This window comes from Microbacterium gorillae, from assembly GCF_050990725.1.
GTDB classification, from domain to species: Bacteria; Actinomycetota; Actinomycetes; order Actinomycetales; family Microbacteriaceae; genus Microbacterium; species Microbacterium gorillae_A.
The window spans coordinates 2673966-2686927 of sequence record NZ_CP158844.1; the positions used below are offsets into that span (position 1 = coordinate 2673966).

The 12962-nt window shown below is 67.4% G+C and carries 13 protein-coding genes and 1 tRNA gene; 5 read left to right on the forward strand and 9 right to left on the reverse strand.

All coding sequences use genetic code 11. The annotated features are described in order from the left end of the window. Position 1: 1 nt before the first annotated feature. The 4 genes from ABTV68_RS12395 to ABTV68_RS12410 form a co-directional block, all read right to left on the reverse strand. The gene (locus tag ABTV68_RS12395) at positions 2-1147 is read right to left on the reverse strand and encodes an SMP-30/gluconolactonase/LRE family protein (RefSeq protein WP_433673993.1); all 1146 of its coding nucleotides are present in this window, start codon (positions 1145-1147) and stop codon (positions 2-4) included. Positions 1148-1168: 21 nt separating this feature from the next. After that, positions 1169-1930, reverse strand: a complete 762-nt coding sequence (locus ABTV68_RS12400; protein WP_433673994.1) for an SDR family NAD(P)-dependent oxidoreductase — start codon at positions 1928-1930, stop codon at positions 1169-1171. A 69-nt stretch (positions 1931-1999) separates the two neighbouring features. After that, positions 2000-2605, reverse strand: a complete 606-nt coding sequence (locus ABTV68_RS12405) for a TetR family transcriptional regulator (protein ID WP_433673995.1) — start codon at positions 2603-2605, stop codon at positions 2000-2002. A gap of 50 nt (positions 2606-2655) precedes the next feature. Continuing rightward, a complete protein-coding gene (locus tag ABTV68_RS12410; protein ID WP_433673996.1) occupies positions 2656-2988 on the reverse strand; it encodes a winged helix-turn-helix transcriptional regulator in 333 nt (110 codons plus the stop codon). A 64-nt stretch (positions 2989-3052) separates the two neighbouring features. On the opposite strand from ABTV68_RS12410, the gene ABTV68_RS12415 reads away from it, so the two are divergent. Next, entirely contained in the window at positions 3053-3937 is an 885-nt protein-coding gene (locus tag ABTV68_RS12415) for an SDR family oxidoreductase (protein WP_433673997.1), read from the forward strand. Positions 3938-4084: 147 nt separating this feature from the next. Beyond that, the gene (locus ABTV68_RS12420; protein WP_433673998.1) at positions 4085-4714 is read left to right on the forward strand and encodes a GNAT family N-acetyltransferase; all 630 of its coding nucleotides are present in this window, start codon (positions 4085-4087) and stop codon (positions 4712-4714) included. A 62-nt stretch (positions 4715-4776) separates the two neighbouring features. Here ABTV68_RS12420 and ABTV68_RS12425 read toward each other — a convergent pair. From ABTV68_RS12425 to dusB, 5 genes are all read right to left on the reverse strand, one after another. Continuing rightward, positions 4777-4849 (reverse strand) — tRNA-Asn (locus tag ABTV68_RS12425). An 88-nt stretch (positions 4850-4937) separates the two neighbouring features. Next, positions 4938-5714 (reverse strand): ATP-binding cassette domain-containing protein, encoded by a 777-nt coding sequence (locus ABTV68_RS12430; protein WP_433673999.1) that lies wholly within the window; start codon positions 5712-5714, stop codon positions 4938-4940. 32 nt (positions 5715-5746) lie between these two features. Beyond that, a complete protein-coding gene (gene dnaG / locus ABTV68_RS12435) occupies positions 5747-7606 on the reverse strand; it encodes a DNA primase (protein ID WP_433674001.1) in 1860 nt (619 codons plus the stop codon). Further along, the gene (locus tag ABTV68_RS12440; protein WP_433674002.1) at positions 7606-8946 is read right to left on the reverse strand and encodes a deoxyguanosinetriphosphate triphosphohydrolase; all 1341 of its coding nucleotides are present in this window, start codon (positions 8944-8946) and stop codon (positions 7606-7608) included. Before ABTV68_RS12440 ends, dnaG begins: the two co-directional genes overlap by 1 nt. Then, on the reverse strand, positions 8936-10108 hold the full coding sequence (gene dusB, locus ABTV68_RS12445; RefSeq protein WP_433677603.1) for a tRNA dihydrouridine synthase DusB: 1173 nt from the start codon (positions 10106-10108) through the stop codon (positions 8936-8938). Before dusB ends, ABTV68_RS12440 begins: the two co-directional genes overlap by 11 nt. A gap of 77 nt (positions 10109-10185) precedes the next feature. On the opposite strand from dusB, the gene ABTV68_RS12450 reads away from it, so the two are divergent. The 3 genes from ABTV68_RS12450 (at position 10186) to ABTV68_RS12460 (ending at position 12953) form a co-directional block, all read left to right on the forward strand. Continuing rightward, positions 10186-10686, forward strand: a complete 501-nt coding sequence (locus ABTV68_RS12450) for a glutathione peroxidase (RefSeq protein WP_433674003.1) — start codon at positions 10186-10188, stop codon at positions 10684-10686. A gap of 218 nt (positions 10687-10904) precedes the next feature. Continuing rightward, complete coding sequence (locus ABTV68_RS12455; RefSeq protein ID WP_433674004.1) at positions 10905-11810, forward strand: DMT family transporter; 906 nt, start codon at positions 10905-10907, stop codon at positions 11808-11810. Between the two features lie 198 nt (positions 11811-12008). Then, positions 12009-12953: a PIG-L family deacetylase gene (locus ABTV68_RS12460; protein ID WP_433674005.1), complete on the forward strand. Its 945-nt coding sequence runs from the start codon at positions 12009-12011 to the stop codon at positions 12951-12953. Positions 12954-12962 lie beyond the last annotated feature (9 nt).

Sequence of the window (12962 nt, forward strand, 5' to 3'; positions counted from 1 at the left end):
CTCACTCCGCGGAGGCAGTGCCCAGCATCACGCGGTGAATTCCGCCGCTGCCGCCGGGCGCGGTGCCGAGGTACAGCCAGCCATCCCGCTGCACGGCCGTGGTGATCCCGAAGGTGTCACCGTCGGGGTCAGCCAGGGTGCGCAGAACCTGACCGTCAGGCCCGAGTTGCACGACCACGCCGGTGCCCGTGGGAGCCGACATTCCGTTCAGCACGTCTTCGGGGATCTTCGCCATCGTGTTCTTCAGCCACGGCGTGCCGTGGAGTGCATCGACCAGGGGCACCCGCTCGGTGAACATGCCGACGAAGAACGTGCCATCCGCATTGGTGGTGATGTTGTCGGCGAAGCCGCCGAGATTCTGCGCGAAGACCTCCTGCTCCCCCGCACGTGGTCCGGAGAGCCAGTAGCGAAGGATGTCATAGGAGTAGGTCTCCACGACGAGAACGGAATCCTCGCTCGACGTCAGTGTCACGCCGTTCGCAAAGTAGAGATCGGTCATCACCACTTCCGTGCTGCCGGTCGTGGGGTCATAGTGCAGCAGCCGACCGTGCGGCCGATGCTCGAGCACCTCGATGAGCGATACCGAGGGATACGTGGTGGTGTCGGTGAAGTAGACCTGCCCCTGTCGTGTCACCACGACTTCATTCGCCTGCAGCACCTTCGCGCTGCTGTCGCGGTCGACCAGCGTCGTCACCTGACCCTCCGTGTCGACGGACAGCAGGCCCTTTTCGATATCAGCGACATAGAGGGTGCCATCCGGAGCAAAAGCCAGGCCGTTGGGACGACCGTCGGTCGTTGCGAATACGGTCGTCGAGACCGGTTCGTCGTCCGCATCGAAGGTCGTCTTGAAGATGGAGCCGGTCTCGTCCCCCGCGTACAGCGCGCCATCGGCATCGAAGGCCAGGAACTCCGCGTGGACCACCGCCTCCGTCACGGTCTCGGGGTCGCTCAGTGAGCGGTCGTCACCCGGGGTGGGTGCCGCGGCGGGGCTCCAGGCGATCGCGTTGATCGGGGACGGGATGATCGCAACGGTGATCACGGCAGCAGCGATCACCGCGGCGGCTATGACGCCTGTGCGACGGGCGATCCTGCCGCGCCGACGACGGCGCGACTGCTTATCGGTGGACTGAGGTGTGGTGATGTTCATGACATTGGTTCCTGACGTGAGTTACGGGCGGACGCTACGTTCGGCAACGGCGATGAGTGCTCGCTTGGGGAGCAGACGCGTGGCCAGGCGCGCGACAAGGGCATTCACCGCACCGTCGACGACGCTCGGTTTGCCGCTTCGCAGAGCGGCGAACGCCCGCGCGACAACCTGCTGCGGCGTGCGCTTCGATCCGGCCGCGGCCGCCTCGCCCGCCACCTCGAAGAACGGCGTGTCCGTCGCACCCGGGCACACCGCGAGCACCCGGATTCCGTGAGTCCTCACCTCGCCCCAGAGCGCTTCGCTGAAGGACAGCACGAACGCCTTGGTTGCGCCGTAGACGGCCATGTGAGGCACCGGCTGGAAGGCTGCCGTCGAGGCGACATTGATCACGGTGCCCTGCCCACGTTGCTTCATCTCGCGGAGGTACAGCGTCGTGATGGCGACGAGGGTGCCGCAGTTGAGTTGGATCTGTGCCCCGAGTCGATCCGCATCGGCGTCCGCCAGATCTCCGTGTGTGGCGAACCCCGCGTTGTTGACGAGCGTGTCGATCTCGATCCCGAGCTCAACCGTGGTGCGGTGCAGCTGGGCAGCCGCTCCCGGCTGCGCCAGGTCGAGCGGCACGACGGTCACAGCGATCGAGTGCTGCGCGCGCAGGCGCGTCGCGAGAGCTTCCAGACGGTCCCGAGATCGCGCCACGAGGACGAGATCGTGTCCGCGTGCCGCGAACTGCCGAGCGAACTCCTCGCCGATTCCCGATGAGGCACCCGTGATGAGCGTATGCATGTTAATTCTCCAAACCGCATAGATGGTTTATTTTATGGATAGCGAAAAGGATGACGATCGGGCGGCGTGCTACGCGCGCAGCGCGCTCTCCAGCGTGTCGACCAAGGCCTCTGCTCGGCGGCGGAACTCGGTCATATCCCCCGGCGAGACGGCATCAGACGCCGTCTTCAGCCCGTCGAAGGCCGAGACCGCGATGAATCCGAGATCCGCTGCCGGCTGCTCTGTCCGGAAGATTCCGCCGTCCTGCCCGCGCTGGATGATGCCCGCCATGAGTTCGATCCAGTCAGCCAGAGGGTTGCCTGTCCGCGCATCCGCGGGTTCACTCGATGCCGGCAGCTGGTCCGCCAACCGCACCACGCTCCAACCAGCGGCATCGGACGCCGACAGCGTGATGAGCAGGCCCGCCAGCTCCCGGAACTGAACAAGTGGATCACTGTGGCGAGCCACCTCCTCCTGCCCCACGGCCAACCAGCGCTGCTTGTGATGCTCGACCACCGCCCGCGCCAGGATCTCTTTCGAGGGGAAGTAGAAGTACACCGCACCCTTCGTGAGACCGACCGCCGCGAAGACATCTTCCATCCGCGTGGCGGCATAGCCGCGGCGTGCGAACACTTCGCTCGCCGCCTGAAGGATGCTCTGTCGAGTATCCTCACCCTTCGCCGTGCGACCAGTCATGTGCACCTCCCCACGCAACAATAAAACCGCATGCGCGGTATGTCAAATGTTCACGCGTCGTCGAACGCCGCGTCCGGGGCGCTGATCCCCCACTCGTTCATCGCGTCCAGAACGGGACGAAGCTGTTGACCGCGCTCGGTGAGCTCGTACACCACGCGCGGCGGGATCTCTGCGAACGCAGTGCGCGTCACGATTCCATGAGCCACGAAGCCGCGGAGTCGATTCGTCAGCGTGTGCGCGCTGATCCCCGGTAACGCCTCGCGCAGTTCCGTGAATCGCTGGGGCCCGTGGAGCAGCTCGCGCACGATCAGCGTGGCCCAGGGTCCGTCGAGCAGGATCAAAAACCGGGCGACACCACACTCGGGAAGAGGATCATTTCTCACAGTTTGCAGAGTACGCCAATAGTGCAGTTGCTGTAACCGGTGCATCACATGCACTAATGGATCCATGACCTACATCGTTCACGGCGCCACCGGCGCCCAAGGTGCCCCTGTTCTCTCCCGTCTCCGCACTTCCGGCCACTCCGTGACAGCGGCGGTGCGCACTGCCGCGTCCGTGCCGGAGGGCGTGGACGCCGTGTCTGTGGATCTGAGTGATGCCGCGTCACTGGTTGCGGCCTATTGCGATGCCGAGGGTGTGTTCGTTCATCTGCCACTCGGCAGCCCCGAGCAGATCGACGCCTACGCCGACGCCATCGTCGCCGCGGTGCGCGATGCCGCCCCGCGCCGCGTGGTGATCTCCACCAGCGGGCAGATCGTCGACGACCCCGCATCACCGCTTGCCGCTCCCCCCACCAGTCCGGTCCGCAAGCTCATCGACGGCATTGCCGATACGGGCGTATCGGTGGCCGTCGTCGCCCCGCGCCTCTACGTCGAGAATCTGCTGCTTCCGATCATCGCCGGCCCGGCTCGGGAGGAGGGCGTTCTGCGCTACCCGCTGCCCGCGGGCTATCCCGTGTCCTGGAGTTCGCATGCCGATGTCGCCGATGTCGCAGTGCGACTGCTGACCGATTCGACCACCACGGGAGTGGTGTCCATCGGTCACCTTCCGGCGCTCACCGGCGATGACCTCGCGAGCGCGTTCGCAACGCTCCTGGGGCGCGATGTGGTGTACGAGGCGATCACACCGGAACAGTTCGGGTCTCTCATCCTGCCGCTGTTCGGTCCCGCGAGCACGGGTCCCGTCGTTGGTCTGTACCAGGCGCTAAACGGTCTCTCGGGCAATGTGATCCCGGCCGAGCGAAGTGCGCAGGAGCTGCTGGGCAGCGCGCCCGCTGCCGTGGCCGATCGTCTCGCGCAGGCCATCGCGCTCGCCTCGAACGCGAGCGTATAGCGCCTGTATGCGTCGTGGAAGCGCGGCCCTGATGCACGGGGACTCCGTGCAGGGGCCGCGCTGCCGAGGAGGATGCAGAGCCCAGTACTGTGGAGGTCGCTGGGGCGCACCCGCCCGCACCCACCGCCACCGAGCGAGGAATGATCGATGAGCCCCGAATCCACCGCGCGCCGCGCTCTCGCCTCGGACCTCGACGAGATGACGCGCATCGTGACGTCGGCTTTCCTCGATGATCCGGTGTGGGGTCCGTCGTTCCCCGATCCCGCCACTCGTCCGCAGATCGCCGGCGCGTACTGGCGGTTCATGATCGAGGAGGCTCTTCGCTTCCCAGAGTCGCGCGTGATTGATACGGCCGATACGGGGGCCGACACCCTTCGCGCCGTTGCCGTGTGGTATCCGCCCGGCGAGGACGAAGTCTCTCCCGAAGCCCACCCGGCGTACGACGCGCTTGTCCACGAGCTGCTTGGTTCAGACGCGGCTGCCGCCCTGGATCATGCCGGTGCTCAGTTCGTCGCCGCCCGTCCGGCGGAACCGCACGCGTACCTCACCCTGCTGGCGGTTGCGCCGGAGGCACGCGGCGGCGGGTACGGCATGGCGCTGCTGCGGTCGGCACTTGCCGAGTACGACACCGCCGGCATACCGACGTACCTGGAGTCCTCGAACCCCGCGAACGATGCTCGCTACGAACGGCTGGGCTACCGACCGCGTCAGGTCGTCCACCTCGCCACCGGCGCCGCTGTTCAGACGTACTGGCGCGACGCCGCTGCGTCGGACTGAACGTCTCGGCTTCGATTTCACACGAAAAACTCCCCGAAGCGTGAGCTTCGGGGAGTTTACTGCTCCCCCACTTGGACTCGAACCAAGAACCTATCGGTTAACAGCCGATTGCTCTGCCAATTGAGCTATGGAGGATCATCACCACCGTGGCGGCGACAGATCAACTCTAGCAAAGAATTCTGTCGCCTCAGAACACGAGCCGAGGCCCGGGAGTGTCGCTGATTCAGCGCGCGGGGATAGTCGAAATCGCGGAGGTCGCCGGCGGCCGTGGGATCGCCGTGTGGTCACCGACAGCCACGACCGAGCCCGCGCGGAGCGTCATGGTGTCGGCTGCGAGCTCGCGCGCAAGGTCGGGATCGTTGGTGACGAGGAGCGAGGCCATGCCCCAGGCCCGCTGACGACGTCGGATCGCGTCGTAGACAACGTGGCGCACTTCAACGTCCAGGTTCGCCATGGGCTCGTCGGCCACGAACACCTTCGGGTCCAGCACAACGGCATGAGCGAAGGCGATGCGCTGCAGCATTCCGGCGCTCAGCTCGTAGGGATACTTGTCGGCCGCGCCGAGCGGAAGGTGCATCTCGTCAAGCAGTGCGGCGATGCGCACCGACAGCGCGGTGTGGTTGACGTTGCGATCGCGGCTCGTGATGGGAAATGCGATGTGCTCCCCCACGGTGAGTCGCGGCGGCATCGCCGTCCCGGCGCCCTGCGGCAGATAGCCCGTGCGGAAGTCCCATTCACGGCGCCCTCGACGCCCCGGACGTCGAACGTTCACGCCCGCGACCTCGCCGGAGCCGCCGATCACGCTCACGCCGTCCGCCGCTTCGCCGGCGAAGACGCTCGCGAGCGTCGACTTGCCGGAGCCGGTCGGGCCGGACACCACGAGGGTGCCGGCGGGCGCTACGGAGAAGGAGACCCCATCGACAATGCGCAGACCCCCGGGTCCCCCGATGCTGAGATCATCTGCGCGGATGGCTGCGGACTCGTCCTGACGTCGTGCCATGGATCCATCCTGACCTACGAACGAGGTCAGCGCTACTCGCCGCGCAATCGACGCGTCTCAATGTCGAGGTCGCGCAGTTGGACGCGCAGCGCGCGGCCCTCCTCCGAATCTGCCGGCACACGCTGCACGGCGCTCAGCAGCTCAGTCTTCTCCGCTCGCAGCTGACGCTCGACCAGTGCCAGGGCCAGATCGTTCGCGACCGCGAGCGCGGACTGCTCGTCTCGCGCCGGGAACTCGGCCGCGAGCATCTCGCCGGCGAGCACGCGATACGGCTCACGGACGGCCTCGATCGCCGTCAGCGCCCATCCGGGACGCGACCGATCCGGCACGGACAGGATCCCTGCACGAACGGCCTCGAGTCCCGGGTGCTGCAGGGGGCGACTCAGCGCACGCACGAGCAGGGGCGTGTCCATCTGGTGCCCGTACTGCAGGAACGCCATCAGCGCATCGCGCTCACGCATCACGTCACCCGTGCGCGGGAGCGTCGCCAGCGTCACGCGCTGGATCGGCTCAGCAGCCGCCTCGGGCGCAGGCTCCACTGGACCGCTCTCCTCACGCTGCTTCTCCCGACGCGCGGCCGAACTCACGGCACGGTGCACGTCGGTGAGATCGCTGCCCAGCCGTCGAGCCAGCACGTGCTCGTACCCGTTACGCACGGCGGGGTCGGAGATCTCGCCGAGGATGGGTGCTGCGGCGCGCAGGCCGGCGACGCGCCCCTCCACGCTCGACAGGTCGAAGCCCTCGAGCTTGCGGTCGATGACGAACTCGAACATCGGCACCTTGGTGTCCATCAGGGCTCGCACGGCTGCGTCGCCGCGCTCCAGGCGCAGATCGCACGGGTCCAGACCGTCCGGCGCGACCGCCACATAGGTGCGCGCCTGAAACCGCCGCGCCTCTCCGAAAGCACGCAGCGCCGCCTTCTGGCCGGCGGCATCCGGGTCGAAGGTGAAGACCACCTCACCCGCCGCGGACTCATCACCCATCACGCGCCGAAGCACCGTGATGTGATCCGTGCCGAACGCCGTTCCGCAGGTGGCGACGGCCGTGGTGACGCCCGCGAGATGCGCGGCCATCACGTCGGTGTATCCCTCGACGACGACCACGCGCTTCGGATCGCCTCGCGAGATGTCGCGCTTGGCCAGGTCCAGCCCGTAGAGCACCTGGGCCTTCTTGTAGATCGTGGTCTCGGGGGTGTTCAGGTACTTGGGACCCTGATCGTCGTCGTACAGCTTGCGGGCGCCGAAGCCGATGGTCTGGCCCGTGACGTCGCGGATCGGCCAGATGACGCGACCACGAAAGCGGTCATACACACCGCGCTGGCCGGAGGACACGAGTCCTGCAGCGCTGAGCTCGTCGCGCGTGAATCCCTGGGCCAGCATGGCGTCCAGCAGACCGTTCCAGCCACGCGGCGCATACCCCACACCGAAGTGCGCGGCCGCTCCCGCATCGAATCCGCGCGAACCGAGAAAGCGACGACCGGTCTCCGCCTCAGCGGTGCCCAGCTGAGCGCGGAAGTACTCGGCTGCGGCTGCGTTCGCCGCATACAGACGCGCCCGCCCGCTGGTCTCAGGGGCGGGCCCGCCCCCCTCCTCGTAGTGCAGCGTGATGCCGACGCGTGCCGCCAGTCGCTCGACGGCCTCCGTGAACGTGACGTGGTCCATCTCGCGCAGGAACGTGTAGACGTCGCCCGACGCGCCGCACCCGAAGCAGTGGTAGAAGCCGACCTGCGGGCGCACGTGGAAGCTCGGACTCTTCTCATCGTGGAACGGGCACAGCCCCTTCAGCGAACCGACCCCGGCGGAGCGCAGCGCGACGCGCTCCCCGATGATGTCGCCGATGTTGGTGCGCGACTTGACCTCTTCGACATCCGCCTGCGAAATGCGCCCGACCATCAGTGCCGCCGCTCTCCGATGCCGAACCCGGGCGACCAGATGCCGACGTCCGCGGGGTCGATGTCGCCGACATAGCGGCGGTGCCAGGCGAGCGCGGTCTGGTCGGTGAGGCTCGCGACCTGGTCGACGATGATCCGCTTGCGCTCGGTGTCGTTCGTCGCGTCCCGGAAGTCCGCGGCGAAGACCGGATCCAGCGCGTGCGCGCCGTCCTGCCAGAGCGCGGTGGCCAGGCGCTTCAGCACCCGCCGCTGCTCCTTGTAGATGGACTTGCGACCCTCGATGGACACCACCGTGGCGCCGATGATGCCCTTCAGCACGGCGACCTCCGCCTCGACGACACGGGGCACGACGACGTGCGCGTGGTAGCGCGTCATGACCTCGACCGGGTACGCCTCGCGGGTCGCGGCCGTGGCGGCGCGCGCGAATCGGCCGATCAGCTCCGATGTGAGGTTCTTCAGCCGCGCCAGGGCAGCACGCGAATGATCGAAACTGCGCAGCCACACCGGCAGACGGGTGAGCCGGTACAGCGCGTCATCCAACTCGTCGCGCGTGAAGTCGTAGCCCACCCACGACTGGATGGCGCTGACCAGGGCCTCGTGCTCTGCCGGGTCGGACAGCCGCGCGGGGTTGAGGTAGCCGTTGACGACCGCGTCTTCGAAGTCGTGGACGGAGTAGGCGATGTCGTCGGAGAGGTCCATGACCTCCGCCTCGATACAGCGCACGCGCCCCGGAGCACCCTCGCGCATCCAGCGGAACACCGGCTCGTCATCCGGATAGACGCCGAACTTCAGCCGGCCACCGGGGTCGGGAACAGGGGCATCCACGGTCCACGGGTACTTGCACGTCGCGTCCAGGCTCGCGCGCGTGAGGTTGAGCCCGTAGGCATTCCCCGCGTCGTCCATCACCTTCGGCTCCAGGCGGATGAGGATGCGCAGCGTCTGCGCGTTGCCCTCGAACCCGCCGATGCCCGACGCCCAGTCGTTCAGGGCGCGCTCGCCATTGTGACCGAACGGCGGGTGACCGAGGTCGTGGCTGAGGCAGGCGGTGTCGACGACGTCCGGGTTCAGCCGCAGGTTCGTCGCCAGTTCGCGACCCACCTGGGCCACCTCCAGCGAATGTGTCAGTCGGTTGCGGGCGAAGTCTGCGGGGCTGGCCGGGCTCAGTACCTGGGTCTTTGCGGCCAGCCGTCGCCAGGCAGCCGAGTGCAGCACCCGAGCACGATCGCGTGCGAAGTCGTCGCGTTCGGATCGGTGGGTCTCTCCGTGGAATCGCTCGACGTCGGCGGAGACATACCCCTCGGAGATGCGCCGGCCGGCGCTCGACCTCTGCTCAACCGCCACTGGTGTCCGCTTCTCCCTCGGTCAGGTTGCTCCGGTGGTCGGCCGCAATGTCGTGCGACTCCAGCCACCCGTCGGGAAGGACGGTGCGCTTCGGCGTGCCTGCACGTCCACGCTGTCCTTCGGCACCCGCGCCCGGGTAGGGCGCTTCGAGGTCGAGCGTACCGAGCAGATCATCGATCTCCTGCAGGCTCGACGCGGTCGCCAGCGCCGCGCGGGTGTCGCCGCCCACGGGGTATCCCTTGAAGTACCAGGCGACGTGCTTGCGGATGTCGCGGCAGCCGCGACCTTCGTCCTCGAAGAACTCCACCAGCAGCTCGGCGTGGCGCTTGAAGGCGCTCGCGACGAAGCCCAGGGTGGCGTCAACCTTGGGGCTCGGAATGTGTCCCAGTTCCTCCGCGAGCTCACCGAACAGCCAGGGTCGCCCGAGGCAGCCGCGACCCACCACGACGCCATCGCAGCCGGTCTCCGCCATCATGCGTCGGGCATCCTCGGCAGACCAGATATCGCCGTTGCCGAGCACTGGCACGGACGTGACGGTCTCCTTGAGCTTCGCGATCGCCGACCAGTCGGCATGACCAGAGTACATCTGGCTCGCGGTGCGGCCGTGCAGTGCCATCGCGGCCACACCCGCGTCCTCAGCCATGCGTCCCGCATCGAGGTAGGTGAGGTGGTCGTCGTCGATGCCCTTGCGCATCTTCACGGTGAGCGGGAGGTGCTCGGCGGCGCGCACGGCCTGCGTGACGATCTCGTTGAACAGCGAGTGCTTCCATGGGAGCGCGGAACCGCCGCCCTTGCGGGTGACCTTCGGCACCGGGCAGCCGAAGTTCAGGTCGATGTGGTCTGCACGATCCTCGGCGACAATGATGCGCACGGCCTCGGCCACGGTCTTCGGGTCGACACCGTAGAGCTGAATCGATCGCGGGGTCTCGGACTCATGGTGCGTGATGAGGCGCATCGTCACGGCATTGCGCTCCACGAGTGCGCGCGAGGTGATCATCTCGCTCACGTATAGACCGGCACCGTACTCGCGGCACAGGCGCCGGAACGCCGTGTTGGTGATGCCGGCCATGGGTGCGAGGACCACCGGAGCATCCAGCTCGATCGGTCCGATGCGCAAGGCCGGCGCGGCGGCGGAATCCGCCGTGTTCTGTTCTGCCAGCATCGTGTTCACTCCCCTATTCTTCCAGAGTCGCGGGCCAGGAGCGCCGCCGGTCCCCCGGACGGTCGTAGGCTCAGAGAATGACCGAAACCGCCACAGATCTGCGCGCGATCCCGTTCCTCGCTGCCGACGGCAGCGAGCACACTCTCTCCGAGTTCGCCGATGACGTCGTGATGATCGTCAACGTCGCCTCCAAGTGCGGGCTGACTCCCCAGTACGAGCAGCTCGAGCAGCTGCAGCGCGACTACGCCGACCGCGGGTTCACCGTTCTCGGCTTCCCGTGCAACCAGTTCCTGGGCCAGGAGCCGGGCAGCATGGAGGAGATCCTGGAGTACTGCTCGGTCACGTGGGGAATCAGCTTCCCGATCGAGGACAAGGTCAAGGTCAACGGCCCCGGCGCCGCACCGCTGTACAAGGCGCTGAAGAAGGCCAAGGACGAAGAGGGCAAGCGTGGTCCGGTGCTCTGGAACTTCGAGAAGTTCGTCCTCACGCCCGCGGGCAACATCCACCGCTTCCGTCCCCAGACGCGTCCGGATGACCCCAGCATCGTCGAGGTCATTGAAGCAAACCTCCCGCGGTAGGCGTCCGTCGTCTGGCCGGCGCGATCGTCCGCAATCGCGAAGCGAGCCGACGCGCCATCCAGGATGCGGGACGAAGGACGTTCAGACACCGATTCGAACACCCGCGGGAGACTGCTTGTTTCATCGCCGAGCTCTGACCGGCACGCTTCGGCAGGATTCCATCGTGCGATGTCGGATTCCCGCCAGCATTCCGCGCGGGGCGCCGACAGACTGGGGCTATGAATCGACGCGGCATCGGAATCCTGGCCCAGTTCATCGCGACCGCGTTGATCTGGGGCTCCAGCTTCCTCTTCATCGCCGAGGCGGTGCGCGGCCTGAGCCCGGTGCAGGTGGTGCTGGGGCGCGTCGGCATCGGCGCGATCGTGCTGCTCGCCGTCTGTGCGCTCACCCGGGCGCGATTCCCGCGCGAACCGCGCACCTGGGCTCACCTGAGCGTTGTCGCGATGCTGCTGTGCGTCATCCCGTTCCTGCTCTACGCCTGGGCGGGTCAGTTCGTCGACTCGGGGCTGGCGAGCATCTACAACGCCACAACGCCCCTGATGACGATGCTCGTGGCCCTGGTCGCGCTGCGAGAGGAGCGGCTGACCGCTCCTCGACTGATCGGTCTGCTGCTCGGCTTCGCCGGTGTCATCTTCGTCCTCGGCCCCTGGCACGGCTTCTCGGGTGAGAACGCCGTGCTCGCGCAGGCCGCATGCCTGGGTGCCACCCTCTGCTACGGCATCGCCTTCGTGTACCTCCGCCGTTTCGTCACACCGCTGGGATTGCCCGCTGTGCCCGTGGCGACGATGCAGGTGGGTATCGCTGCCGTTGTGATGATCCTCATTGCGCCGTTCACCGCCCTCACCCCCGTCACCCTGACGTTGCCTGTCGTCCTGAGCATGCTCGCGCTCGGGGCGCTGGGCACGGGGCTGGCGTATGTATGGAACACAAACGTCGTGACGGCCTGGGGTGCCACGAACGCCTCGACGGTGACCTACCTGTCGCCCGTGGTCGGGGTCGCCCTGGGCGCGCTGGTCCGTGGCGAGGCGATCACGTGGAACGAACCGGTCGGGTGCGCGATCATCGTCGCGGGCATCCTGGTCAGCCGTCGCAGCCCTCGGCGCGTCGGCGCCGCCGTAGGGTAGACACACAGCCACTCGCACACAATCCTTTCGATTGGCTGTGCGAGGATGCTGAGAGTGCTATCAGGGGGAGATCGGACCGTGAGGACCGGCGCGTCAGGAAGAGGACGAATTCGTGGAGCGATACGAGCGGGTTTCGGCACAGCGGCCATCGTCGCAGCCCTCGTCCTCGGCGGATGTGCGACCCCGGCGAGTGCGCCCGTGATCCCGCCGCTTTCCCCCGCCGCCCCCACGAGCACTCCGACACCCACGGTCGAGGTGACGCCGACCGAGGCACCGCAGCCAGTGTCGCCCCTCGCCGCTCCCTGCCCGGATGGCGCTCCCACGACCGTGTCGATCATGGCGCACTACGACGACGACCTGCTGTTCGCCAACCCTCAGCTCATCACGGCTCTCCGTTCCGGCGAGTGCGTGCACACCGTCTTCCTCACCGCCGGGGACGCCGGCAAGGGCATGGGTTACGTCGAGGGTCGCGAGCGCGGACTCCGCAACGCGTACGACGCGATGCGCGGGGTGTCGGGGGTCGAGTGGACCACGCGCGAGGTCACGCTCCTCACAGGGATGCACGCCACGGTCATCGCCCCCGCCGACGATGCGCGCCTCACCATCACGCTCCTCCGCCTCCCGGACGGCAACCTCAACGGGTCGGGCTTCGACGCCACCGGGCGCGCGTCACTGGCGTCCATGAACGCGGGGACGATCTCCGAGATGACCCAGGTGGACACGGGCGCGGTCGTCACACGCGATCAGCTGCTGGCAAGCGTGCAGGAGATCATCGCCGCCTTCCAGCCGAGCCAGCTGATCACGCTCGTGCCCACGGAGGCGACGATGCACGTGGGCGACGACCCGCGTCGCCCGGATCACTCCGATCACGGTGCTGTCGGATCTCTCGTGCGCGCCGCGTGGATCGGCATGGGCTACGACGCCAACGCGGTCCGCTACGCGGTGGGGTACCCGGGTCGCGATCTGGACGCCAACGTCGAGGGTCAGGACCTCCGGCTGAAGATCGACGCATTCCGGATCTACTCCGAGGATGACCCGGTGTCGCGCTGCACCACGGACGAGTCCTGCCTCGCGCTCAAGCCCTTCGGCACGTCGCTGCAGCGACTGTACCTCTACACCGACGCCGAGCTCGTCTTCCCCTGAGCCCTCTCC